This window comes from Chitinophaga chungangae (assembly GCF_017742215.1).
GTDB classification, from domain to species: Bacteria; Bacteroidota; Bacteroidia; order Chitinophagales; family Chitinophagaceae; genus Chitinophaga; species Chitinophaga chungangae.
In genome coordinates this window covers 762,643-787,667 of record NZ_JAGHKP010000003.1, presented here as the reverse complement: position 1 = coordinate 787,667, position 25,025 = coordinate 762,643, and the positions used below count along the sequence as shown (strand labels likewise).

18 protein-coding genes are annotated in these 25,025 nt (G+C 54.9%); 14 read left to right on the top strand and 4 right to left on the bottom strand.

Translation table 11 applies throughout. The features are described 5' to 3' along the window. Nucleotides 1-22 precede the first annotated feature (22 nt). Both J7I43_RS17640 and J7I43_RS17635 read left to right on the top strand, forming a co-directional pair. Nucleotides 23-3,517 (top strand): SusC/RagA family TonB-linked outer membrane protein, encoded by a 3,495-nt coding sequence (locus J7I43_RS17640; RefSeq protein WP_209147174.1) that lies wholly within the window; start codon nt 23-25, stop codon nt 3,515-3,517. Between the two features lie 30 nt (nt 3,518-3,547). Next, a complete protein-coding gene (locus tag J7I43_RS17635) occupies nt 3,548-4,996 on the top strand; it encodes a RagB/SusD family nutrient uptake outer membrane protein (RefSeq protein ID WP_209147173.1) in 1,449 nt (482 codons plus the stop codon). 187 nt (nt 4,997-5,183) lie between these two features. On the opposite strand, the gene J7I43_RS17630 is transcribed toward J7I43_RS17635, so the two are convergent. From J7I43_RS17630 to J7I43_RS17615, 4 genes are all read right to left on the bottom strand, one after another. Next, nucleotides 5,184-5,648 carry a DUF5362 family protein gene (locus tag J7I43_RS17630; RefSeq protein WP_209147172.1) on the bottom strand — a complete coding sequence of 155 codons (465 nt, stop codon included), beginning with the start codon at nt 5,646-5,648 and terminating at the stop codon, nt 5,184-5,186. Between the two features lie 21 nt (nt 5,649-5,669). Further along, nucleotides 5,670-6,248: a hypothetical protein gene (locus tag J7I43_RS17625; RefSeq protein WP_209147171.1), complete on the bottom strand. Its 579-nt coding sequence runs from the start codon at nt 6,246-6,248 to the stop codon at nt 5,670-5,672. Nucleotides 6,249-6,629: 381 nt separating this feature from the next. Beyond that, nucleotides 6,630-9,980, bottom strand: a complete 3,351-nt coding sequence (locus J7I43_RS17620; RefSeq protein ID WP_209147170.1) for a chondroitinase-B domain-containing protein — start codon at nt 9,978-9,980, stop codon at nt 6,630-6,632. Between the two features lie 109 nt (nt 9,981-10,089). Beyond that, complete coding sequence (locus J7I43_RS17615; RefSeq protein ID WP_209147169.1) at nt 10,090-11,829, bottom strand: cellulase family glycosylhydrolase; 1,740 nt, start codon at nt 11,827-11,829, stop codon at nt 10,090-10,092. A gap of 211 nt (nt 11,830-12,040) precedes the next feature. Between J7I43_RS17615 and J7I43_RS17610 the strand changes: the two genes are divergently transcribed. From J7I43_RS17610 to J7I43_RS17555, 12 genes are all read left to right on the top strand, one after another. Next, nucleotides 12,041-13,285 carry an efflux RND transporter periplasmic adaptor subunit gene (locus J7I43_RS17610; RefSeq protein ID WP_209147168.1) on the top strand — a complete coding sequence of 415 codons (1,245 nt, stop codon included), beginning with the start codon at nt 12,041-12,043 and terminating at the stop codon, nt 13,283-13,285. Continuing rightward, entirely contained in the window at nt 13,282-14,895 is a 1,614-nt protein-coding gene (locus J7I43_RS17605) for a TolC family protein (RefSeq protein WP_209147167.1), read from the top strand. Before J7I43_RS17610 ends, J7I43_RS17605 begins: the two co-directional genes overlap by 4 nt. Next, a complete protein-coding gene (locus J7I43_RS17600; protein WP_209147166.1) occupies nt 14,873-15,538 on the top strand; it encodes an ABC transporter ATP-binding protein in 666 nt (221 codons plus the stop codon). The genes J7I43_RS17605 and J7I43_RS17600 overlap by 23 nt, the downstream gene beginning before the upstream one ends. A gap of 16 nt (nt 15,539-15,554) precedes the next feature. Next, nucleotides 15,555-16,793: an ABC transporter permease gene (locus J7I43_RS17595; RefSeq protein WP_209147165.1), complete on the top strand. Its 1,239-nt coding sequence runs from the start codon at nt 15,555-15,557 to the stop codon at nt 16,791-16,793. 9 nt (nt 16,794-16,802) lie between these two features. Then, entirely contained in the window at nt 16,803-17,975 is a 1,173-nt protein-coding gene (locus J7I43_RS17590) for an ABC transporter permease (protein ID WP_209147164.1), read from the top strand. Between the two features lie 18 nt (nt 17,976-17,993). Beyond that, entirely contained in the window at nt 17,994-19,367 is a 1,374-nt protein-coding gene (locus tag J7I43_RS17585; protein WP_209147163.1) for a sigma-54-dependent transcriptional regulator, read from the top strand. Beyond that, a complete protein-coding gene (locus J7I43_RS17580) occupies nt 19,348-20,589 on the top strand; it encodes a sensor histidine kinase (protein ID WP_209147162.1) in 1,242 nt (413 codons plus the stop codon). Before J7I43_RS17585 ends, J7I43_RS17580 begins: the two co-directional genes overlap by 20 nt. Nucleotides 20,590-20,625: 36 nt before the next feature. Then, entirely contained in the window at nt 20,626-22,023 is a 1,398-nt protein-coding gene (locus J7I43_RS17575; RefSeq protein WP_209147161.1) for an ATP-binding protein, read from the top strand. Between the two features lie 20 nt (nt 22,024-22,043). Further along, entirely contained in the window at nt 22,044-23,705 is a 1,662-nt protein-coding gene (locus tag J7I43_RS17570; protein ID WP_209147160.1) for a response regulator, read from the top strand. A gap of 1 nt (nt 23,706) precedes the next feature. Further along, nucleotides 23,707-23,979, top strand: coding sequence for a UBP-type zinc finger domain-containing protein (locus J7I43_RS17565; RefSeq protein ID WP_209147159.1), 273 nt, complete (start codon nt 23,707-23,709; stop codon nt 23,977-23,979). A gap of 68 nt (nt 23,980-24,047) precedes the next feature. Continuing rightward, nucleotides 24,048-24,257 (top strand): hypothetical protein, encoded by a 210-nt coding sequence (locus J7I43_RS17560; protein WP_209147158.1) that lies wholly within the window; start codon nt 24,048-24,050, stop codon nt 24,255-24,257. Between the two features lie 52 nt (nt 24,258-24,309). Continuing rightward, on the top strand, nt 24,310-24,933 hold the full coding sequence (locus tag J7I43_RS17555; protein ID WP_209147157.1) for a hypothetical protein: 624 nt from the start codon (nt 24,310-24,312) through the stop codon (nt 24,931-24,933). Nucleotides 24,934-25,025 lie beyond the last annotated feature (92 nt).

Sequence of the window (25,025 nt, the reverse complement as noted above, 5' to 3'; positions counted from 1 at the left end):
CTTCATATAAATTCCACACAGCATGAAATGTTCTACTTTCCTGCCGCAGTCCCTTATTGCGGTCTGTATGCTGCTGCATACCCATTCCCCGTCTCAGGCACAAACGCTCGCGCTTACCGGCGCAAGCACGGCCGCGCCGCCGCAGGCAAAAGGGGAACGGACGCTGAAGAGCGTTTTAAAAGACCTGGAACACAGGTACAAAGTTTCTTTCTCCTTCGACCGCAACACGGTTGAAAACAAACGTGTGAAGGCAGACAGCATCCTCTACAACACGCTTCCCGAAACGCTGGACAAATTGCTTCATCCGCTCAATCTGCACTTCGAGCAGCTCGAAGGCAGGATCTACCTGATCCTTCCCGGTCAGCGCAAAGGAACCGAAAGCGGCAGTTCCCGCCACGCGTTTTTGACCGGCATGGCGGCCCTTCCCGAACCGGCATCGCGCGGCGGCGCATTGAATGTTTCCGCACGGGAAACCGCCGCAACTGTCACCGGCCGCGTTACATCGCCGGACGGCACCGGTTTGCCCGGCGTCAGCGTCATGCTGAAAGGCACGTCTGCCGGTACCGCCACCCGCAGCGACGGCGGTTATTCCCTCGCCATCCCCGGCAGCGACGGCGTGCTGGTATTTTCCTACATGGGGTTCGCCACACAGGAGGCAAGCATTAACGGGCGTCACGTCGTGAACGTTACCCTGCAGCCGGATACAAAGACCATGGGTGAGGTAGTGGTGATCGGTTACGGCACGCAGCAGAAAAAAGACCTCACCGGTTCGGTAGCGTCCATCAGCGGAAAAGATATCGTACGGTCGCCGGTAGTGAGCGTAGACCAGGCGCTCCAGGGCAAAATATCCGGCGTATATGTGACCAGCAACTCCGGTGAGCCCGGCGGAGGCTTGTCTGTACGCGTGCGCGGCATGGGCGGCTTCGGCGGAAGCGAACCGCTGTATGTTGTGGATGGCGTGATCATTACTTACAGCGACAATTCCACGTCCAACAACCCGCTGTCTACCCTGAATATGGCAGACATCGCTTCTGTGAACGTCCTGAAAGACGCTTCCGCTTCCGCGATCTACGGCGCCCGTGCGGGGAACGGCGTGGTGATCATCACCACTAAACGCGGCAAGACCGGCAAGCCGCGCGTAACGCTGGACGCATATTACGGTTTTCAAAAAGTCGTAAAAAAACTCGACCTGATGAATGCCGGTGAATACGCGGCTTTCAGCAATGCTTCCCGCCAGGCGGCCGGTCAGCCGGTGCACCCGAGATTTTCCGATCCGGCGTCGCTGGGAGCGGGTACAGACTGGCAGGAAGAAATATTCAGAACGGCGCCTACGCAGAATTACGCGGTGTCCGTATCGGGCGGCGGCGAAAAAAGCCAGTACTTTATTTCCGGCGGCTATACTTCGCAGGACGGCATTATCACTGGCTCCAAATTCAACCGGTATTCGCTCAGAATTAACCTGGACAACCAGGTGACAGACCGCATCCGTTTCGGCAACAGTCTCACGCTCAGCCGCACCTACAATATTTCGCTCACGAATGGCAACGGCGATAAATTCGACGGTATTACCGCGCTGGCGCTGCGCCGCTCGCCCACCCTGCCCGTATACAACAGCGATGGCTCCTGGGCCGGGCCAGACGCCGTCGACAGGCCCATCGTGGGAGACATTCTCAACCCGGTAAGGGTTGCCGCAGACAATCACAACCCGAACGAAAGACTGCGCGCGCTGGGCAATGTTTATGGCGAAGCGGACCTGGCCCGCGGCCTCACCTTCAGATCGAGCCTGGGTATCGATTACGTGCTTACGAATTTTAACCGGTTCCGCCCCAGCTACACGGAAGGCGTGCTGCAGAACAATATTCCCGAAGCCTTTTCATCCAAAAGCACACTGGCGAATGTGCTCTCCGAAAATACGCTGACCTACAAACTGAACCTGGGCACAAAACATAAACTGGAAGCGCTTGCGGGTTATACCGCGCAGCTTTCCACCTACGAAAACGTAAATGCGCTTTCGCTGAACCATCTCACCAATACCGTGATCACCGTAGATGCGGGTGCCACTACCGGCCGCCTCGCCGGCGGCAACAAGAACCAGACCAGCTATATTTCCTACCTGGCAAGGCTGAATTATTCCTTTGGCGATAAATATCTTTTCACGGCCAACGTTCGCCGGGACGGCTCTTCCGTATTCAGCTCCCTGAACAAATACGCCGTATTCCCGTCTTTCTCCGGGGGATGGCGCATTTCGGGGGAACCTTTTATGGAAGCGCTGCCGTTGGTCAGCAACCTGAAGCTCAGGGGCAGCTGGGGGCAGGTAGGTATAGACGGAAGCCTGGGCACAGGCGCAGAATACGCGACCATCGCAGCAGGATATCTTTACAATCTCGGGGGAAAACCCGTTTCAGGCATGGCTTCCAATCGCATACCCAACAACCGGCTGAAATGGGAAACCGTTACGCAGACGGATATCGGCCTCGATATCGGCCTCTTCCACGACCAGCTGAGCATCACCATGGATTATTTTGTAAAACGTTACCAGGACATGATCACCCAGAAGATCATTCCCATGTACGGCGGCATCATCAGCGACGTGTATTACACCATTGCTACCAGCCAGCCCGTCAACAGCGCCAATGTAGACAATAAAGGCTTCGAATTTGCGCTGAATTACGAAGGCGGAAAAGGCGATTTCACTTACAGCATCGGCGCAAACCTTACCACGTTTACCAATAAAGTCGTGAGGCTGGACGACGACATCATCGGCGGCAGCACCGGCAACACCACGCAGGGCAACCTCACCCGCACTACGCAGGGGCGTTCAGTAGGTGAATTTTACGGGTTCGTAACAGACGGCATTTTCCAGACAGACAAGGAAGTGGCGGACGCCAACCAGCTGGGCGACCCTTCCGTTCCTTTCATCAACGCGGGCACCGCGCCCGGCGACATCCGGTTCAAAGACCTCAACGGCGATCATGTGATCAACGATAAAGACAAAACCTACATCGGCTGCCCGATTCCCAATTTTACGTATGGCCTCAATGCAGGATTGAACTACCGGAAGTTCGACCTCAACATTCTTTTCCAGGGCGTGCAGGGCAACCAGATCGTCAATGTCAACCGTTTCATTACCGAATCGAGCACCGGTACCGAAAACAAAAGCAGGGACATGCTGAACCGCTGGACAACCGCCAACCCCGGCAACACTTATCCCAGGGCGATCAATACCGATCCGAATTATAACGACCGGTTTTCGGACAGGTTCGTGGAAGACGGTTCTTATCTCCGCCTGCGGAACGTTCAACTGGGCTACAAGCTGCCCGAGGCTGTACTGAAAAGGCTGTCACTGTCTGCAGTAAGAGTGTATCTCTCCGCCGAAAACCTGTTTACCGTAACGAAATACAAAGGATACAACCCCGATATCGGCGCACAAAACCAGCAGAACATCAACAACGGCCTGGACAACACCATTTATCCGCAAAGCAGGATCTTTCTCGCGGGCATCAGCGTCGGGTTTTAGCATCATTCTTCATTCAAAATCATTCATCATATGAAAAAGAAATTCCTGTATTGGCTGCTGCTTGTGCCTGCGTTTTTTGCGGGATGCGGCAAAGACTTCCTGGTGAGGCCGCCGCTGAACCAGATATCCGAAGAAAGTTACTGGAAAAACGAGCAGGACGCGGAATATGCGGTAAACGCCATTTACGACGCCCTGCAGATGGACCTTGGATACAGGCTGGGGTTGCTGATGTTCGGCGATGTGGCCGGCGATGATATGAACTGTTTTGATCCCAACTGGTTCGTAAAGATGGATAACTTCACGGTCACGACAGACGATCTGCAGGTGGAAGCGTCGTGGCGGGCGTGGTGGGCCGGCGTGGCACGCGCAAATTCCGTTATCCAGCGGGTGCCGGCCATCGAGATGAACCAGGAGAAAAAAGAAAGGCTCATCAACGAAGCGCATTTCCTGCGCGCGGTATGTTATTTCAACATCGTCAACATTTGGGGAGACGCGCCGCTGATCCTTAAAGAACTGGACCAGGCCGCGCTGATGTCTGTAAAAAGAGATCCGAAGGAAACGATATGGGCGCAAATCGAAGCGGATTTTAAAGCCGCGGAGGCTTTACCGGCATCCTACCCTTCAACGGAGGCCGGAAGGGCCACACGGGGCGCTGCAAAGGCATTTCTCGCGCGGAGTTATCTCTACCAGGGAAAATTTGCGGAAGCAGCCGCGAAATCCAAGGAAGTGATAGACATGGGCATTTATCACCTCCATGATGCTTATATCAAAAATTTCCAGACCGCTTATGAAAACTCCGTGGAATCCGTGTTCGAGATCCAGTTTGTGGCTGGCACCGGCGGCTGGGGCCCGAACGAAGGCAACTGGATGCCCTCCTACACCGGCCCTCCCGGGCCCTACGTAGCGTCCGGCGCATGGGGTATTATCGTTCCTGAAATGAATCACGCAAACATCTACGAGCCGAACGACAAACGCCGGGCGGTAAATATATTCGAAGCTGGCTCCGTATACAACGGAGTGCCGTACGACCCCACATGGTCCACAACCGGTACCAGCCTGGCCAAATACATCGTGGGCGACCCGCCGGTAAAAACAGAAGGTTATATCGACGGTGCGCGTAACGCGCCCGTGATCCGTTATGCGGAAGTGCTGCTTATCTATGCAGAAGCGCTCAACGAAACCAATCAGACCGCGGCCGCCGCCCCGTACCTGGACAGCATCCGCGTGCGCGCCGGTTTGAATCCCCTGCCCGCCCTGGGGAAAGACGCTTTCCGCAACGCAGTGCTGCAGGAACGGCGCATCGAATTTTTCGGCGAAGGCCAGCGTTTTTTCGACCTCAGAAGAACGGGCAAAGCCAGCGAGTTCATCAAAATAAAAGCAAACAAAGTCAACTATACCGAACCCAAACATCTTTATTTCCCCGTTCCGCAAAGCGAAATAGACCTGAACAGGAACCTTTCCCAGAACAAAGATTACTGATCCTTGCCCACCTTTACATTATAAAAGCCGGCCCGATTATTCCGGGCCGGCTTTTTTAGAAAAGATATACAGCGGTCGATGTTTTGCCAGGGACTGAAAGTACAGGATCAACAAACAACAGCCCGTATTTAAAAGCATGTTCATTTTCCCGCAGTCCGCGGGGTATTTCTATAAGAATTTATTCTTCCTATATACTGCCGCTGGCGGCCATGATACCCGCAAAGATCCCGCCGATCAATGCCAACACGAAAAACGCAAGCATGATGATCGTCAGCACGCCCACGTATTTGAAAAGCGATTTCAGGTTGGAGAACGCCGATGCCAGCGATCCCTGGTCGTTGGACTGTATTGCCAGCTGTACCCTTTTTGAAAATCTCATAAGGTAGATATACGGAAAGATGGAAATAATGCCCAAGACGAGATAAATGACCATTACCAGCGTACGCGTTACTGCGCCTCCCGAACCATAGCCTTCGCCGGCGAACCCGGCAGGCCCCATTGGCATAAAATTCATGATCAGCGCTACAAAGATCATAAAACCGCAGCCGATGAACCCCAAAATAGCCAGGAACTTGCCCCAGCGGGCCGTTTCATTTAAGTAGCCGGACACTTCGGCGTCGATGTTCAGGTCGAACAGATTGGAATTTTCCATGTTGATATACAGGTTTAGGAATTAATGTGCCATGGGGGTCATCACCCGGATGTCCGCTTCAAAATGCCCTCTCATTTCCCGGAATACATCCAGCAGCGCTCGGTGGTCAACAGCCAGCTCGGGCCTTTCCGCATCCCTGAACTTTTCCCCGCGCTGCAAACGGGGCCAGAAAATATACTGGTAATAATGCGCAATGAACGCCTCGATCACCGGGTGCTCGCGGAATGCCTGCAAATGATCCGTGGATGCGAGCGAATTAGCATAGTCCCCGAAAAGATCGATGAAATTAGACAAGGCGTCCATCACTTTCAGACTGAGTTTTTTTCTCCGCAAAGCATTGGCGATATAGTCCATATCGTACACGTTGCTGACGGAAGGCTCCAGCCCCTCTACCTGCTTCAGCCAACGCGCGGTATTGTCTGCATACTGAAGGGAAGCCAGCCGGGCTTCTGCCTCCGCGGGCAGGTTGGCCAGGTCCGCCGTGGCGAAAATGCCGGCTTTCCTGAACATCAAAAGCCTGTCTCCCGTCGCATTGCCCGTGTACCAAACGAGGTAATACGGCTGCGGGAAGGCAGACGAATGGTATGCTATGATCCACATGTCACAGGCTATACAGCTGGTTTCGAACCGCTTTATGACAGATTGTAAAGGCATATCCGGTAGCTAAATAAGCAATTTTCACTACTAATATATATTAAATTTTTATTACTTCATAATTTTATGTTGTTCAGGGGTCATTTCGGCCGCGTATGATCCGGGCAATACTGCCGCCACAACCAGTCCTGATAGGATATTCACCCGTTTCACCACCCCATCAGGGTCCGGCTCAACCTATACTTACCGTGGCGGGTTCCCGGTTATTTCACAGCGTTCACCGGCAGGCTTTTTTATGAAAAGCAAAATACCATCACAATGGCCGTAGGAAAAATAACAGCGCCGGAATGGAAGATCCCGCCCGGCGCTACATATAGACATACCATCTTAATATTTAATGATCACTCGCACCGTTGTGCCCACGCCGTCACTGACGTGCAGGAAATACAAGTCGTCCCGGCGGCTGCTGAGGTCGAAACTTATCTCACGCGTGCTTTGCCCCGCCGGGATGGTAGCGATGGCCACCTGGTTGCCCATCCGGTCGATGATGCGGAAGGTGTAGGTTCGGTCTTTTTTATCGTCGAGACGTACGCGCACCGGGCCGGACGTGGGATTGGGATACACGGTGATCTCCACCGGGTCTTTGATAAGGCCCGCGCCCAGCACCAGGATGTTTTGCTCGGCGGAAGCCGCTTCAATATTTTCATTTCCCGCCTGCGTGGCTTTTATCACCACAATGCCTTCACCGGTCAGCCGGACCTGGTTGCCCGTTATCACGCCAGAACCGGCCACCAGCGAATACGTCACCGGTAAACCGCTGGAAGCGCCGGCAGTCAGTGTTACCGTCTGGTATTTGATGCGCGGCGCAATCACCGGGAACGTTACGGTTTGCGTGGCTTTGTGTACGGTGAACGTTTGCTCCAGCGAATCGGCGGAATAGTTTTCATTGCCTTCCTGCACCGCCATCACCGTTACCTCGCCTGCACCGGTGATGTGCAGCAGCGAGCCGTCCAGCGCGGCCGGGCCGGATATGATCCTGAAATGCACCGGCAGCCCGGATGTTACGTTCGCCATCAGCGGGAAAGCGGAATCGCCGTAGGTCCTGTCGCCGATCTCTTTGAAGTACACGCTTTGTTCCGCTTTGTGAACGGTAAAGGTGATAGTGGTATCGCCGGGGAAGAAGTTGGCGTCGCCCGGCTGAAATGCGCGCACGGTCACAACGCCGGTTCCTGTTACGGTCAGCAGCGAATCCTCTAACTGCGCAGGACCGGAAACCACTTCGAGCGTAACCGGCAGGTCTGCGCTGGACAAGGCGTTCAGTATCACCGGCGGCTCGCCGTAAGCGAGGTCGCCGATGCTGTCGAGCATAACGGTCTGGCGTTTTCTTTCATACAGTTCCCATTCGGAAAACTGCGTGCCGGTTTCGCCGTTGTTGGAAGTGATATTGAGACGATAAAATGAATACGCCGTTTCGTTGGCCACGGTAAAGGAACGCGTTTGTTTGCGACCGGTGAAAGCCTCGCCGGTACGCGTGTCCAACGTCGTCCAGCTACTGCCGTTGCTGGAGCCCTGCAGCTGCCAGTCTTTCGGGTCACGGCCGGGCACGTCGTTGGCGGAACTGATCGTGTAACGCACTACGATCGCGGGCGTGGTGGACTGGTAACGCACCCATAGCGCGGTTCTTCCGCTGCGGTAATATTTGGTGGCGGTGGTGTTGTCGATGAGCGAAGGCACGTCTTCCGTGGGTTTGGTGGTGTTCGGGTACTGGCCGGTGATTACGCCGCCATTGTCTGTAATGTCGAACGATGTGGCGGAAGGCGTTTGCACGGCGATCTTTACCGGCGTGGACACCGCGGTTTTCCCGTTATTGTTCACCGCTTTTGCCTGCAAGGTATAAGCAGATGCGGGAACGTTGTTCCATACATATTCGTACGGACTGCTGGAATCGGCGCCCAAAAAGGTGCTCCCGTTATAAAACTCCACGCGTTGTACACCGCTGATGGAATCGGCGGCTTCCGCGCTGATGGTGAGGTTCAGCGGCGTAGTGAGCAGGGCGTTCTGTACCGGCGAAACGATGCGCACGTTTGTGCCAATGGCGTTCACGATCACGCTGATGTTCGCGGTGTCGCTTTCCGCGCCGTTTGCGCCGAATGCTTTTACGCCGATGGTATGCGCGCCTTCTTCCGTTTGCCAGTTAAAAACAAAAGGGCGTGCAAGCGCCTCCCCCGCTTTCGCCCCGTCGATAAAAAAATCCACCCGCACAATGCTGTCTCCCAACGAAACGGTTTCCGCGGTAATGGGCAACACAATACCGCCATCGAGCACCGCGCCGTTGGCAGGACTGCTTACGCCCGCCACGGGTTTGCCGGCCGCCGCGAGATGCCCCACATCCGCGCTGGTAAGGATGCGCGCGGTTACGGGTGAAGCGGATACCTGGTCTGCCCCCGCGTCCAGCGGCTGCGTTCTGGCCTGCCCGTCCATATCATGCAGCACTACCGGGAAAAGCGAGTCCGCCGCGCCAATGGCCGGGCTGCCGGCCTGAAGATGGTATGTGCCCGTGAGGTCCCTTGCCAGCAACGGGTCCGCGGTTATTGCGCCTTCCGCCGGCATGTTGCCCAATGCGGGAACGTTGTGCAAAATATTGCCCTTCCATACCGCGTTCGGGTACGGCCCGGAGATCCTCGCGGCATTGCCGCCTCCCTGGATGATGTTGTGGACGAATGAAACGTAAGTGGCCCCCAAACCGTTGGTACGGCTGGCCAGCACATAGTTCACGGGATTGTCCACCATCGTGTTAAAACCAATGAGCACCCTGTCCGGCCGGTCGTGCGCCGTAAGCGCCGCCCCGTCCGCCACCTCGCCGTCGCCGTTGCCGATGTTGATGGCGGGATTGCAGTTCTCGAAATGATTACTGAACACGTTATGATCGTCCCCGAAAATGCGGATGCCGGGCGTGTTCAGGAAGTAGTTGCCATACACGTCGTTGTGATTGCCGTGGCGCAGCGTAAGCTGGCCGGGACAATCGCGGATGGTGTTGTAACGGATCACGATGCCGCCCGCTTTGATGGAAATCGCCTCGTTTTCACCGTCCAGCGCTTCGAACACGTTGTATTCGACAATACTGTTGCTGAGCGACATACTGAAGCCGCTGAGCCCGAACTGGAAACTTTCCGCTCCGTTGGCGCCTTGTGGTTTGTGATCGTAAAAATAGTTGTGATGAATGTGCAGGCGCTGCGCTATCTGGCTGCCGGAGCCACGGATGGCGAGAAAACGCGCCATCGCGTCTTTATGCCGGAAAGTGTTGTAATCCACTTCGTGATCGCTGCCGGAAATGGTGAGATTGTCGCCATCGCCGGGGTTTTCGAAAATGTTGTGCGAGAACCGGCAGAATGTAGTGCCGCTGGCCGTTTTGGCGCGCCCCGCATTGTGCGTGAAATAAAATCCCTGCACCACGATGTAGCTCGCGGGACTGACGATGTTGAAACCGCCCGTGCCTTTCAGCTCCACCCCGCCGGTAGTGGCGGCGGTGATCACGATGGGCTTGTCTTTAGTGCCCTTTTTGTTGATGGTAATGTCTGACGTTGCCGTGTACACGCCGTTGGCGAGCACGATCACATCGCCCGGAACCGCGTTGTTGATAGCCGTTTGAAGGGCTGTCAGCGAATTGACCGGTATCACGGCCGCCGGTACTTTCAGGGCAATAAGAAGCAATAAAAAAAGGTGTAGCTTTTTTTTCATAAAGTGGAATTGCTTTAACTGTGAGCACAAAATATGCTACCACAATTAAAGCAATTCCCCGATCGGATGTTGATCCCCGATTGATCTTTCCTGGTATGATTTTAACAGCTTACTCGAACCGGATCTCCTTCAGGCTGTAACCGCCCGTATCCGCCAGCAGGCGCAGCGTTTGTTCGCCTTTTTTCAGGGACACGTTGGGTATTTCCAGTTCCTGCCACCCTTCTTTCACCGCGATGTTTTTTGCGGGGGCCAGCGGCGTACCGCCATCGCCCAGCAGCTGAATGCTGCCGCCTTCTTTGCCTGCAGACACCAGCAGTTTTACGGTAAAACTGGCTTTTTTCGGCACGTTTACCGTGTATTGCAGCCACTCTCCTTTTTCGATATTCACGATGGCGAAGCCGCCCTCTTCTCGACGGATATCCACGCCATCGTTCCGGAATGCGCCGCCGCGGTTGCCGCCGGTGTGATTGGGGTTAGACACGCGGTAATTCGCGGTGTCCATATCATAATACGCATAACCGTTCGCACCAAGATCGTATTCCGCCGCGGGTATCACAACGCCCTTTTTTACATCCACTTTCGCGTAAGGAACCGCCTCCGGATTGGCGGGCTGGCGCAGCATCGCGTCCAGCACGTCTTTGTGCGGCACATTATTGCGGAAATTGGTTGCGTTGGCCAGTTCCATCAGGCCCTGGTACGCGGAATCAGCGGAAGGTTTGAGATTGGAATTGTTCAGCCAGTAAGCAAGCACCTGCTGGTAATTCGCATTGTTTTTTACTTCCAGCGGGTTGTTGATGCCGATCTTTTTCAGCGGCCACCAGGCCCAGCCGATGTTGTTCGTTTCCATCAGGCGAATGGCTTCGGTGAACCATACATTGGAGTTTTCGCCGGTTTCGCCGATCCATACCGGCACGTTGTTTTCTTGGCGGTAACGCAGGATGTGCGCGATGGATTTTTCGTCGTTGTAGTTCCAGTATTTATGGAAACTCATTACCATGTTTTTGTCCCAGAGCGGCAACACCCCGTTGTAATTGTTGCCCCAGCCATTGCCTTCGATGATCACGATATGGTTTTGGTCCACTTCGCGGATGGCCGCGGTGATCTCTACCATGAGTTTCCGCAGGCGGGAGTTGTCTTTTTCCTTCGTGCCGTTTTTATCGCCCTTCGGATCGGTGAAGCCGAAGTTGGGCTCGTTGATGATGTCGTACGCGCCGATCCAGGGCTCGTTTTTGTACCGCTCGGCGAGTTTTCGCCAAAGCGCCACGGTTTTGCGCTGATGCCTTTCATCTTCCCAGAGCGAAGGTTTGGAGCCGTCGCGGTCGGAAATGTTGAAGTCGTTGCCCTGGCCGCCGGGCGCAGCGTGCAGGTCGAGGATGAGATAAATGCCGTTGTCTTTGCACCAGGCCAGCAGGCTGTCGGTCATGGTAAACCCTTTTTCGATCCAGGTGTCCTGCCCTGCCACGGGCTCTTTATCCGCCGGCAGCGTGTACAGGTTGAAGTGCATGGGCAGGCGGACGGAATTGAAGCCCCATTTTTTCATGGCCTCAATGTCTGCCCGGGTGGTGTGATTGGCCAGCCATGCGTCGTAGAACGCCTGTGTTTTTTCGGCGCCCACCAGTTCGGCGATCCGTTCTTTGATGCGGTACTGCTGGCCTTCGCGGGGCACGCGCAACATGTATCCTTCCTGGAGCATCCAGCCGCCCAGGCCGATACCGCGGAGTAAAACGTTCCCGCCTTTTTCGTTGACGATCTGCTGGCCGGAGGCCCTGAGATAACCCTGCGCGAAAATGCCGGTAACGGGTATGAGGGAAAGCAATGCGCAGAGCATAGTTTTCAAAACTGTGTACATGGAATTTTAAAATTTAAGTAATGACTGCCTCAAAATAATATATTCCCGTCAAGGTTTGCTCTCAGGGCGTGAATTTGAATTTCCGATAACGGAAATTTTGTCCGATATCGGACAAAAACCGCTCATTGATTTTTCATAACAAATTGATTTATAAATATTTAATTCTGGCATTTTCATTGAAACAACTGGGCGGACAAATTTAAAAACCTTCATGGATAAAGAGCTACCCGCCGCCTATGTTGCACAACGCAAAAGAAAGCGCCTCCTGCTGCTGCTGATTGCGGCGTGCGTGCTGATCGCCGGCGCGCTCCTGCTGCGCGCCTTCCTTCACCCTTCCATTCAGCGTTCCGCCGTTACCACGGCCGTTGTGGAAACCGGGCGCATTGAAAATACACTGAATGCTTCCGGGGAAATATTGCCCGAGTTCGAAGCGGTGATCACCAGCCCGGTGAGCGCGTCCGTACAGGAAGTGCTGGCCGATGCGGGCAGCGCCGTCGAAGCCGGGCAAAGCCTGCTGCGCCTCGACAAATCTGGCATCGAAGGGGAATATGAAAAAGGAAAATTCCAACTCGAATCGAAACAGAACGAGCTGCGCAAGCTGAAACTGGCGCTGGACAAAAGTTATTTCGACCTGCAAAGCAGCAACGAGATCAAACAGCTGCGCATCAATGCGCTGCAGGCAGACGTGGAGAACAGCAAACGCCTGTTCAAAGCCGGCGGCGGCACGCGGGAAAACATCGAGCAGGCCGAAATGAACCTCAAAGTAGCGCAGCTCGAAAAAACACAGCTCGAAAACGAGATCCGCAACAAACAACAATCCATGAAACTGGAAATGCGTGAATCCGAGATCACGGCGGCCATACAGGCGCAGGAAGTAAAAGAATTAAAACGGAAACTGGACCAGGCCAGCGTTACGGCCAGCCGCGGCGGCGTGGTGACCTGGATCAATAAGAACATCGGCACGGTGGTGCGCGAAGGCGAAGCGCTGGCGCGGATCGCGGACCTCGGCAGCTTCAAAGCCACGGGCACTATCGCAGACAGCTACCTCAGCCAGCTTTCGAAAGGCATGCCGGTGGTGATCCGCATCAACGGAGAAGAGATCAGGGGCAGCATACAAACCGTGTACCCGGCGGTGCAGAACAGCGCCGTTACGTTCGACATACGGCTGGAAGAGCCGCATCATGCGGCATTGCGGCCGAATTTGAAGGTAGACGTGTACCTGGTGACCGCTACGGGCAACAACATCATGCGGATCAAAAACGGCCCGGCGTTCAAAGGCCCGTCCGGCCAGGGCGTGTTCGTAGTTCAGGGCAACAAGGCCGTGCGCCGAACGGTGCACACGGGCATGAGCAATTTCGATTATGTGGAGCTGAAAGACAATGTGCGTCCCGGCGACGTGATCATTACTTCCGATATGAGCCGATTCAGGAACGCCCGTGAAATTATGCTGAAATGAAAACGACACTGATCATTATACTTTGGGCGAACATTTGCGCCGGCATGCCGAAGTGCTTTGCACAGGATGCCGCTTCGCGGCACCGTTCGTTACAAATAGCAAAGCTCATTGCCCCCGCCAATGCTTCGTTGCACGGAGCACGGTTTGCCGCAAAGCCCGCGGCGCCGGCAAGCAGTTCGCAACACGAAGCCGGCAAAACAGACGATACCCTGCTGCTGACCCTTCCCGAAGTGGTGAACATGGCGCGCGCCGGTTCCATCGCCGCCAAACAGGCCAGCACCGTCAGGAAAACAAAATACTGGGAATGGCGCACCTACCGCTCCAATTACCAGCCGCAACTGGCGCTCACCGGCACTTTGCCCGGTTTCATGAAAACCACCACGCCCGTTACCCAGCCGAACGGCACCGTGAAGTTCGAGCCGATCCATAACAACAACTCCACCCTCAACCTCGCCTTCAGCCAGAGCATTACCGCCACCGGCGGGCGCATTTACGGGGCCACGGAGCTGCAGCGTTTCGACGACTTCGACCGCAATACCACGCTCTATAACGCCATCCCCTATACGATCGGGTACAGCCAGCCGCTGTTCCAGTTCAACCAGCTGAAGTGGGATAAACGCATCGAGCCGCTCCGCTACCAGGAAAGCCGCCAGCAATACATCGCGGATATGGAGCTGATCGCCGTGAGGGCTAGCGGGTATTTTTTCGACCTGCTGCTGGCGCAGGTAAATCACCAGATCGCGGAAACCAACCTGCAAAATACCCGGCAGATACAACGCATTGCCGATGAAAAATTCGCGCTGGGGAAAATTTCCCGCAACGAAATATTACAATTGCAGCTGGAAGCGCTCAAAGCCGAGAAGTCCGTTGGCGCCGCCAAACGCGATATGGAGATCGCCGGTCTCAACCTGCGTGCCTATACCGGCCTGCAAAACGCCGGGAAAGTAGCGCTGGAATTGCCACCGGCCGTGATAGACATGAACGTGCAGGCGGAACGGGTGCTGGAAGAGGCTTTCCGGAACAACGCCGAATCGATCGGGTACCTGCGCCGCATCCAGGAAGCCAAACGCGACGTGGCGAAAGCCCGCGGCGAAACCGGTCTCAACGCCACGCTCAACGCGAACCTGGGCTATACCAACACGGCGCCTTCCGTGCGGAAAGTGTACAGCAACCCGCAAAACCAGCAGCTGGTGGAAATTTCGTTCGCCATCCCCATCCTCGACTGGGGCCGCTCGCGCTCCCGCACCAAAACGGCGGAAGCCAACCTCGAATTTTCGCAGTACGAAGTGGAGCAGGACAAACAGAATTTCATGCAGGCCGTTACCACGCAGGTAACCCTGTTCGACATGATGAAAGCGCAGGTGCAGCTCAGCGCGCATGCGGACAGCATTGCGTCGGAGAAATACGATATTGCGCAGAACCGTTACGTGCTGGGCGATCTCAGCATCACCGACCTCAGCATCGCCTTCGCGGAAAAAGACCAGGCCAAACGCGATTTTATACTGGCCCTGCGCGGGTTCTGGGGCGCTTATTACGAGTTACGTTATTTATCCCTATACGATTTCGAACAAAATAAAAAGATCACGTATGATACATTTACAGAACATTGAGAAAGTATACCGTACCGACACGGTGGAAACACAGGCCCTCAGCAGCATCAACCTCAACGTGGCCAAAGGCGAGTTCCTTTCCATCATGGGCCCGTCCGGCTGCGGCAAAAGCACGCTGCTGAACATCATGGGCCTGCTGGATGAGCCTACCCGTGGCAGCATCCGCATTGCGGACAGCACGGCGGACAAACTTTCGGACAAACAGCTGGCGCATTTCCGCAACCGCACCATCGGTTTCATTTTCCAAAGCTATCACCTCATCAACGACCTGCGCGTGCTCGACAACGTGGAGCTGCCGCTGCTTTACCGCAAAAGCACCGCCAAAGAGAGAAAACAGCTGGCGCTGGAAGCGCTGGAAAAAGTAGGGCTCAGCAACCGCACCAAACATTTCCCCACACAGCTTTCCGGCGGGCAGAAACAACGCGTGGCGATCGCACGGGCGATCGTCGGGCAACCGGAGATCATTCTCGCGGACGAGCCCACCGGCAACCTGGACAGCGCCATGGGCAGCGATGTGATGGACATCCTCATCCGGCTGAATAAAGACGAAGGCACCACCATCGTAATGGTGACGCACGACGAAAACATGGCCCGCAAAACACACCGCCTCGTGCGTTTGTTCGACGGATCACAGGTGCAATAACCTTTAAACCTTTCCCATGCTCAAAAACTATTTCAAGATCGCAATAGCCGTGCTGAAAAGAAGAAAATTCTTCACTTTCATCAGTCTTTTCGGCATCAGCTTTTCGCTTACCATCATCATGGTGCTCACCGCGTTTTCCGATCACCTGGTCGATTCCTCCTATCCCGACGCGCATCGCAGCCGCAACCTCTACATCAGCATGATGCGGCTTACCGGCGAAAAACACGGGTTTAGCCAGAACGGCCCGCCCAGTTTTTACTTTCTTGACCATTACGTCAAAAAAATGAAAACTCCGGAAAAGGTGGCCATCACTTCTTTCCACCAACCGACGAATACCTATATCAACAACAAAAAACTGACCATCGACCAGAAGTTCACCGATGATACTTTCTGGGAAGTGCTCGATTTCGAGTTTCTCGAAGGCAAACCATATACCCGGCAACAGATCGACAATGCGGAACGCGTGGCCGTGATCTCGGAGAACGTGCGCCGGAAATATTTCGGTGACGAGCCTTCCGTGACGGGCCGGTACATCGAGACGGACAACATCCGCTACCGTGTGTCCGGCGTCGTGAAAAGCGTGCCCATCACGCAGTTCGCCACTTACGGCGATATGTACCTTCCGCACACCCTGGGAAAACGCGACCCGCAGGACAAAGGGCTCAACGGCGATTATTTCGCGATCCTCCAGGGAAAAGATGCATCGTCGCTGCCAGCCATGGCGGCGGAATACGACGACATCATCCGCAGGCTGCCGATAGATACCAGCCGGTATGATAAAATCTCCAGCCGCGCGGATAAATACGTGGCCAGCTATACGCGCCTGTTCATCGGCAACCAGGACGATTCCGGGCTGAACAGGCTCCTCCTTTACGTTGGTCTTGTGCTGTTGTTCTTTCTCCTGCTGCCAACCCTTAATCTCGTCAACATCAACACCAGCAGGATCATGGAACGGTCTTCGGAAATAGCCGTGCGAAAGGCTTTTGGCGCATCCTCGGGTACGCTGGCCCTGCAGTTTATCGTTGAAAACCTGATACTGACCGTTATCGGCGGGCTGATCGGCGTGGTATTGTCCTTTATCGTGCTCGCCATCTGGAACAATTCAGGCGCGCTGGAAGACGTATACCTGTACCTGAATTACAAAGTGCTGATCATCAGCCTGCTGGTTTGCCTGGTATTCGGCCTGATGTCTGGCGTATACCCGGCCTGGCGCATGAGCCGGCTGCATGTGGTTACCGCATTAAAAACTTATTAAACCGATCGTATGCTCAAGCATTTATTTACCCTGATCTGGAACAAGAAAAAACAGCACGCCCTGCTGATCCTCGAAATGATCGTTTCGTTCCTGGTACTGTTCGCCGTGTTCACGCTGATCGTGTATTATTATACCAATTACAGGCGTCCGATGGGTTTCCGGTACGACAATGTGCTGTCTGTTTCCTATTCAAGCCAGCCCGGAAGCGGTTCCAACCGCGATTCCATTTACAATGTGTTCCAAACGCTGCGCCGCAGCGTCAAATCCATGCCGGAGGTGATAGAGATGTCTTACGTGAGCAGCAACAGCCCCTTTTCCATGAATACCTCCAATAACGGAGTTTCGTACAAGGGCGTCAGTGAAATGACGAACTATTACACGACAGACGATCATTTTCCGGAAGTGATGGAAGTTAAAATGGTGGAAGGCCGTTGGTTCAATGCCAACGACGCGCTGGGGAAAGAACAGCCGCTGGTGATCAACGACGTGCTGAAAGAAAAGTTTTTCCCCAACGAAAGCGCCGTAGGCAAAACGCTTGAGTTTGGCGACGGCATGCACCGCATTACGGGCGTGGTGCAAACATTGAAAGACAAAGGCGATTACGCCCCGCTGAAACCGGGCACTTACAAACGCGTGCGCGACAGCTCTTTCATGGGCCGCGTGCTGGTTTCCTACAACCCGGCCGCGGACGCAGGCTTTGAAAGCAGGCTGTTCATTACTTTCAGCGGTGTGCTGAAAAACTATACCATCGAAATAGAACGGCTGGCCGAAAAACGCGTGATCATGAACAACACCACGCTCGTTCCCATGATCGCGCTGCTGGTTGTGGGCGGTTTCCTGATCGTGAACGTGGCGCTGGGAATTTTCGGCGTGCTGTGGTACAACGTAAGCCGGCGGAGAGCGGAAATAGGCCTCCGCAGGGCGATGGGCGCTACCGGTGGGGGCATTGCCGGGCAGATCGTGAGCGAAACGCTCGTATTGTCCACCTTTGCGCTGATCATCGGGATATTTTTCGCGGCGCAGTTCCCGCTGCTGAACCTGTTCGACATGCCGTCAGGCGTGTACATCGCCGCCATCCTGCTCTCCGTGCTGTTCATTTACGTGCTGGTGATCATCTGCGCGTTTTACCCCGGCAGGCAGGCGGCGCAGATTTACCCGGCCGTGGCTTTGCATGAAGATTAATATTACATTTACGACCGTATGATCCTGATCATTGACGACGATATAGCAGTCAGAACTTCTCTTTTGCTCCTGCTCCGCCAGGAAGGCTACGAAGCCGCTTCGGCGGGCAATCCCGCGGAAGCGCTTGCTTCCGTGCAGGCCACGCGGCCCGGCCTGGTGTTGCTCGACCTAAACTTTTCGCTCGGTACGTCCGGCCAGGAAGGCATGGACGTATTGCGGCGGATCAAACAGTTCGACAACACCATTCCCGTGATACTCATCACCGGCTGGGGCAGCATCGAACTGGCCGTGCAGGGCATGAAACTCGGCGCGAACGATTTTATCACCAAACCCTGGAGCAACGACAACATCCTGCAATCTGTAAAAACGCTGCTGGACCTGCAGGGCAAAAAAGCCACGCAGCAAACCCGCAAGCAGCTGGACAATACATTCGATTTTTCGCATATCATCGGTGAAGATCCCGCCGTGCTCCGCATTCTTGAAACCATCGGGCGGGTGGCGCCTACGGACGCGTCCGTTCTGATCACCGGCGAAAGCGGCACCGGCAAGGAGCTGATCGCCGAAGCCATTCACCGCAACAGTCAGCGCCGGCACAAACCTTTCGTAAAAGTGAACCTGGGCGGCATTTCCACCACGCTGTTCGAAAGCGAAATGTTCGGCCACATGCGCGGCGCCTTTACCGACGCGCGTTACGACCGCACCGGCCGTTTTGAAATGGCCAACAAAGGCACCATTTTCCTCGACGAGATCGGCGACCTCGACGGCGGCAGCCAGGTAAAACTGTTGCGCGTATTGCAGGACAGAACATACGAAGTACTGGGCAGCAGCCGCACCAAAACGGTGGACGTACGCGTGGTATGCGCCACGAATAAAAATTTGAACGAGATGGTAGCGGAAGGCAGTTTCAGGGAAGACCTGCTGTACCGAATCAACCTCATCACCCTTCACCTGCCGCCCCTGCGCGAAAGGCCGAAAGACATCCCGCTGCTGGTGAACAGTTTCATCCGCAACCTGCGCGAGATCTACAACCGGCCGCAGCTCAGCGTTACAAAGGAAGCCATGAAATGGCTGCAGCAGCTGCCTTTGCCGGGCAATATCCGCCAGCTGAAAAATCTTACCGAGCGCACCATTCTCGTGAACCATACCGACCAGCTTGACATCCCGCATTTCCGTTCGCAGCTGGAGCTTTCGCCCGTTAAAAAAGGCCAGCTGCAACTGCCGGGCGTAGGCACGGTAACGCTGGAAGAGCTGGAAGTGGAAATGATCCGCAAAGCCATGGGCTTCCACCAGAACAATATCGCCAAAGCCGCCGCCGCGCTGGGCCTCACCCGCAGCGCGCTGTACCGGAGGCTGGAGAAATACAACATGCCGTATGATAAAGCTGAGGACTAAATACCTGCTGTTCGTCATTATCCTGCACGGCGTGGCGCTGACGCTCACGTATTTTATTTTCCGTGAAAACCGCTGGCTGTTCCTCGTTTCGGAGGTATTCATCGGGTTTTCGCTGTGGGTATCCTGGCGTTTGTACCGGCAGCTGATCGCCCCGCTGAAAATGCTGATGCAGGGCGTGGAAGCCATCCGCGACAAGGACTTCAACGTCAAATTCCTGCCCACCGGCAAATACGAGATGGACCAGCTTATCAGCGTGTACAACCAGATGCTCGACCAGCTGCGCGAGGAGCGAACCCTGCAGGAGCAGCAGCATTTTTTTCTTGAAAAACTGATCCAGACGTCGCCAACCGGCATCATCATCCTCGATTACGACGGCAATATCCAGCAGACCAACCCGCGCGCGCAGTGGCTGCTGCAAAACATCCCCACCCTGCTGAACGATGTGCAGGCATTGGGCTCCGGCGAATCGAAAAGCCTGTCCGTAAACGGGGTGAATACCTACAAACTGCAGAAATCGCATTTTATAGACCGTGGTTTCCCGCGGCATTTTGTGATGGTGGAAGAACTGACGGCCGAGATACTCGCCGCGGAAAAAAACGTGTACGGCAAAGTGATCCGCATGATGGCGCACGAAGTGAACAACACCATCGGCCCGGTCAATTCCATCATCGCCTCCACTTTAAAAATGCAGCCGCTGGACGGGCAGCACCGCGGCGCCCTGGAAGTGGCCACGGAACGCAACCAGCACCTCAACCGTTTTATGCGCAACTTCGCCGACCTCGTGAAACTGCCGCCGCCAGACCGCAAACGCATCGACCTGGTGGCGCTGGTGCGGCGGGTGACGGGACTGATGGAATTGCAGGCGGCGGAAAAAGAGATCCGTTTCGAATTCGGGTTTCCGGCGCAGCCGGTGTGGGTATCGGCGGACGCGCAGCAGCTCGAGCAGGCGTTTATCAACATCATCAAAAACAGCATGGAAGCCATCGGCAAAGGCGGGCACATCCGGTTCGGCGCGGACGGGCGCGAACTGGTGATAACCGACAGCGGCTGCGGCATACAGGACCCGTCCAGCCTCTTCTCCCCTTTTTACAGCACCAAACCGGACGGGCAGGGCATCGGGCTGACGCTCGTGCGCGAGATCCTGCTGCATCATGGATGGAGCTTCTCCTTAAAAACATATGGCGAAAAAGACACGCGCTTTACCATCCGTTACGGGCAGTGATTTTTTTACTTTATCTTTAGCCCAAAGGCAGGCCATATGGAACCCGTGACAACTCAAACCCTACAGGAATTCAGCATACTCAAAGACGTGCCGGAAAACCAGCTGCAGTGGCTGATAGACCAATGCGAGCAGGAAAGCCGGCCGGAAGGCGATTTTATATACAAACCCGATGTTCCGCTCAGGGGCATTCATTTTGTGCTGAAAGGCACGATCGAATTTTACCGGCTGCAGAACGGCAACAAACAGGTGATCGCCGAGATCGGCAGCCGCCAGGTGACCGGCATCCTCCCCTTTTCCCGCGCCAATCTTTCCCTCGGCTTTACGATTTGCAAAACCGACGTAGACATGCTCGTGCTGCCCAAACCGCTCATCAAAACGATGATAGAGCGGCATTACGAGCTTACGCAGGTACTGGTGATGGCGATGATCAACCGCGTGCGCGAACTGACAGCCCAGGCCCAGCAGAACGAAAAGATGATGGCCTTGGGAAAACTCGCCGCAGGGCTTGCCCATGAATTGAACAACCCCGCCGCCGCCATCGTGCGCGGTTCCAGCACTTTAAAAGAACACCTGCAGCTTTTTCCCGAAACCTTCAAAAAACTTATTTCCGCCACCATGACGGAAGAACAGGTGGACCTCGTGAGCAATAAAATGACGGACGCCATCCACCGGCAGCGGCAGCACCTCGGATTGCTGGAGCGCAGCGCCTGGGAAGACGATGTGAGCGACTGGCTGGACGATCACAAGATCGACGATCCCTGCGACATCCCGGTGAACTTTGCGGATTTCGGCCTTACCACCAAAGACCTCGACGAACTGGCGAAACAGGTGCCCGCCGAATACCTCGAAACCGTGCTCATCTGGATCAACAACAACCTGACCACCGAAAGAATGGTGACGGACATCCAGGAAGCGTCCGCCCGCATCTCCGAACTAGTAAAAAGCGTAAAGATCTTCACCCATATGGACGGCGGGGCGGACAAACAATACATCGACATCCACACCGGCATCCGCAATACGCTCGTGATGATGCAGCACAAGATCAGGAAAGGGAAGATCACTATCGTGGAAGAATTCGACGAAACGCTGCCCAAAGTGCATGCGCTGGCCGGCGAGCTGAACCAGGTATGGACCAACCTGATCGACAACTCCATCGACGCCCTGGAAGGTAACGGCGAAGGCACCATCACTCTCCGCACGGAAAAAGACCATGAATTCGTAAAGGTCACCGTAACCGACAACGGGCCGGGCATTCCCCCGGAACATATCAACCGCGTGTTCGATCCTTTTTTCACCACCAAAGAGATCGGCAAAGGCACCGGCCTCGGCCTCGACGTGGTGATGATGATCATCAAACAACATCACGGCACCGTAAAAGCAACGTCTGAACCGGGCCGTACCGTATTTACCATCTGTTTCCCCATCAACGGGTAAACCGCCATTAAACATAGACCATGAGCTTACCGATCATATTTCTGATAGACGATGACCAGCAGGTGCTGCGTGCCATGGGCCGCGACCTCCGCTCTCAATACCGGGAACAATACCGCATCCTGAGCACCTCTTCCGCCAAAGAAGCCCTCGCCACGCTGCCCGAATTGCAGAACAAAGGCGAAGAAGTGGCGCTGTTCCTCTCCGACCAGCGCATGCCCGAAATGGAAGGCGTGGATTTCCTGGAAAAAGCGATGCACATTTTTCCCGAGGCCAAACGCGTGCTGCTCACCGCCTATTCCGATACAGACGCGGCCATCAAAGCCATCAACTCCGTGAAACTGGACTATTACCTGATGAAACCCTGGGACCCACCGGAAGAAAAGTTGTACCCCGTGATCGACGAAATGCTCGACGACTGGCAGGCCGGTTATCACCCGGATTTCAAAGGCATCAAGGTGCTGGGTTACCAGTTTTCCCCGAAAAGCCATGAGATCAAAGATTTTCTTGCCGGCAACCTGGTACCTTACCTCTGGATGGACGTGGAAACGCATGAACAAGGCAAACTGCTCGCCAGCTCCAACAGCCTCCACCCGACAGACCTGCCCGTGATCATATTCGAAGACGGCACGCTGATAAAAACGCCCGCGCTCAAAGACGTTGCGCTGCGCATCGGTCTTAATCCCACCGTAAAACAAGCCGTGTACGACGTGACCATCATCGGCGCGGGGCCGGCGGGGCTGGCCGCTTCCGTGTACGGCGCATCCGAAGGACTGAACACGCTGCTGATCGAAAGGCGCGCGCCGGGCGGGCAGGCGGGCACCAGCTCGCGGATTGAAAATTACCTCGGCTTCCCGACGGGCCTGAGCGGGGCGGACCTCACGCGCAGGGCCATCACACAGGCCACCCGTTTCGGCACCGAATTTTTATCCCCTTTGTCCGTCAAAGAGATCAAGCTGAAAGACAATTATAAAATGATATTGCTCGACGACGGCACCGAAATATTCACCAAATCCATCGTAATCACCACCGGCGTGGATTACCGCAAGCTGGAAACGCCCGGCATCGGCGAGTTCACCGGCGCGGGCATATATTATGGCGCGGCCAGTACCGAAGCGGCCTCCTGCCGCGACAAGGAAGTGTATGTGCTGGGAGGCGGCAATTCCGCCGGGCAGGCCGCCATGTACCTGTCGAAATTCGCGAAGAACGTGTACATCGTGGTGCGCAAGCCCAACCTCAGCTCGTCTATGAGCAGTTATCTGATAGACCAGCTGAGCCACACGCCCAACATCCACCTGCTGCCCTGCGCGGAGATCACAGGGGCCGCGGGCGACCAGCGGCTTACCTCGCTGAAGATCACCGACCTTAACTCCAACACCGAAAACGAAGTGCCGGCCGACGCGCTGTACATCTTCATCGGCGCAAAACCTTATACGGACTGGGTAGGCCTCGAGATCATCAAAAATGATAAGGGTTTCATCGAAACCGGCCGCGAACTGAATAATTACCCTGCGTTCAAAAAGGTCTGGAAACAGGAACGCGATCCCTACGTGCTGGAAACCAGCTGTCCGGGCATATTCGCCGCGGGCGACGTAAGGGCGGGCGCCATGAACCGTGTAGCCGCGGCCGTTGGAGAAGGCTCTATGGCCATCAGTTTTGTTCACAAATACCTAAACGAGATCTGACATGGGAGATTCACCCTGCAAACACATCCGCGGGCTGGACAAGATCCTCCAGCCCAAAGCGTACGAATGCGAGGAATGCGTCAAAAACGGAAAACACGACTGGCTGCATTTGCGCACCTGCCAGACCTGCGGCGGCACTTTCTGCTGCGACAACTCGCCTTCCAAACACATGACGGCCCATTTCCACGCCACCGGCCACCCCGTGATCATTTCCGCCGAACCGGGCGAACAATGGCTGTGGTGCTACCTGGACGAGGATTTTGTGGAATATTAGGGAAGTTTTTTCCGGGAGGGGCTTGCATATATAGCATTTAATTACTATGTTTATGTAAACTATATCCTATGAAAAACGGTCTCAGCAGCATTCTCGCTGTCATCCTCCTTTTCGCCACCGTCGGTATCAGCGTGCTCACAGGCATTACGGTTTATAACTGGATCGATCCGGACACCATCGGCGGCGGCCTGCTGTTCATGGGCGCCTGGGCCCTGTGCTCTTACGCTGGTTATCTCCTGCTTTCCCGTCTTATCGGGCTGATACACAAAGAGAATTAGCCGTATCAAATATTTCCGTTAATTTGCAGGGTAATCTCAACTATCATTTTTTATGACAAAAAGATGGTCCCTGTACCTGCCGCTATTGCTGGCAACGGCTTTATTTTCCTGTAAAGAAGAAAGCATAGAACCTGCTCCTGTTCCCCCCGCCGGTGCGCTTACGGGAGAATATGATTTTGTGTCCATGTCGCTCGACGCGGTGACCACCAGCGAAAGCGTACAGGCCGGCATGATTAACAAGGCTGTGAGCAAAGTGATCTATACCACAAAAAACAACCAGGGAACGTATACATTCGACGGCAAAAATATCATCGGCACCAATGTATCCTACAGCGTAGACACCACGCTCAAAACGTTGTTTTATTTCGGCGATCCCGAGCCGGAAGAAATAGACATGCCGTTTCAGGCAGACATCCCGGCCTATAACAGCAGCGGCACCTACCGCGTGATCGGCACGGATTCGCTGTTTTTTGAAGGCGGGTTCATCAACGGCCCCGTCAGCTCAGGTGGCCAGCCGATGACCTCTCCCGCCAGCGGCGGCAAGTTCAGCTTTTCGGGCAAAATGCTCATATTCACCGCGAAGGTCAGTCATGTTACGACCACCAGCATAATGGGCATAACGACCACTTCTTCCACCTTTGGCAGCACTACGGTGAGAATGCGCAAACGCGATTAAAACAGGCTATTTCAAAAATATCGATGCGCGCCCCCTACGGCGCGCATTTTTTATTGGAGCGGATATTGCGGTAGCTGTGTACATCAAAACAA

Excerpts from the sequence above, each read along its gene's own strand:
- J7I43_RS17640 (WP_209147174.1), top strand. The coding sequence starts at position 23 with ATGAAATGTTCTACTTTCCTGCCGCAGTCCCTTATTGCGGTCTGTATG.
- J7I43_RS17635 (WP_209147173.1), top strand. The coding sequence starts at position 3,548 with ATGAAAAAGAAATTCCTGTATTGGCTGCTGCTTGTGCCTGCGTTTTTT.
- J7I43_RS17630 (WP_209147172.1), bottom strand. The coding sequence starts at position 5,648 with ATGGAAAATTCCAATCTGTTCGACCTGAACATCGACGCCGAAGTGTCC.
- J7I43_RS17625 (WP_209147171.1), bottom strand. The coding sequence starts at position 6,248 with ATGTGGATCATAGCATACCATTCGTCTGCCTTCCCGCAGCCGTATTAC.
- J7I43_RS17620 (WP_209147170.1), bottom strand. The coding sequence starts at position 9,980 with ATGAAAAAAAAGCTACACCTTTTTTTATTGCTTCTTATTGCCCTGAAA.
- J7I43_RS17615 (WP_209147169.1), bottom strand. The coding sequence starts at position 11,829 with ATGTACACAGTTTTGAAAACTATGCTCTGCGCATTGCTTTCCCTCATA.
- J7I43_RS17610 (WP_209147168.1), top strand. The coding sequence starts at position 12,041 with ATGGATAAAGAGCTACCCGCCGCCTATGTTGCACAACGCAAAAGAAAG.
- J7I43_RS17605 (WP_209147167.1), top strand. The coding sequence starts at position 13,282 with ATGAAAACGACACTGATCATTATACTTTGGGCGAACATTTGCGCCGGC.
- J7I43_RS17600 (WP_209147166.1), top strand. The coding sequence starts at position 14,873 with ATGATACATTTACAGAACATTGAGAAAGTATACCGTACCGACACGGTG.
- J7I43_RS17595 (WP_209147165.1), top strand. The coding sequence starts at position 15,555 with ATGCTCAAAAACTATTTCAAGATCGCAATAGCCGTGCTGAAAAGAAGA.
- J7I43_RS17590 (WP_209147164.1), top strand. The coding sequence starts at position 16,803 with ATGCTCAAGCATTTATTTACCCTGATCTGGAACAAGAAAAAACAGCAC.
- J7I43_RS17585 (WP_209147163.1), top strand. The coding sequence starts at position 17,994 with ATGATCCTGATCATTGACGACGATATAGCAGTCAGAACTTCTCTTTTG.
- J7I43_RS17580 (WP_209147162.1), top strand. The coding sequence starts at position 19,348 with ATGATAAAGCTGAGGACTAAATACCTGCTGTTCGTCATTATCCTGCAC.
- J7I43_RS17575 (WP_209147161.1), top strand. The coding sequence starts at position 20,626 with ATGGAACCCGTGACAACTCAAACCCTACAGGAATTCAGCATACTCAAA.
- J7I43_RS17570 (WP_209147160.1), top strand. The coding sequence starts at position 22,044 with ATGAGCTTACCGATCATATTTCTGATAGACGATGACCAGCAGGTGCTG.
- J7I43_RS17565 (WP_209147159.1), top strand. The coding sequence starts at position 23,707 with ATGGGAGATTCACCCTGCAAACACATCCGCGGGCTGGACAAGATCCTC.
- J7I43_RS17560 (WP_209147158.1), top strand. The coding sequence starts at position 24,048 with ATGAAAAACGGTCTCAGCAGCATTCTCGCTGTCATCCTCCTTTTCGCC.
- J7I43_RS17555 (WP_209147157.1), top strand. The coding sequence starts at position 24,310 with ATGACAAAAAGATGGTCCCTGTACCTGCCGCTATTGCTGGCAACGGCT.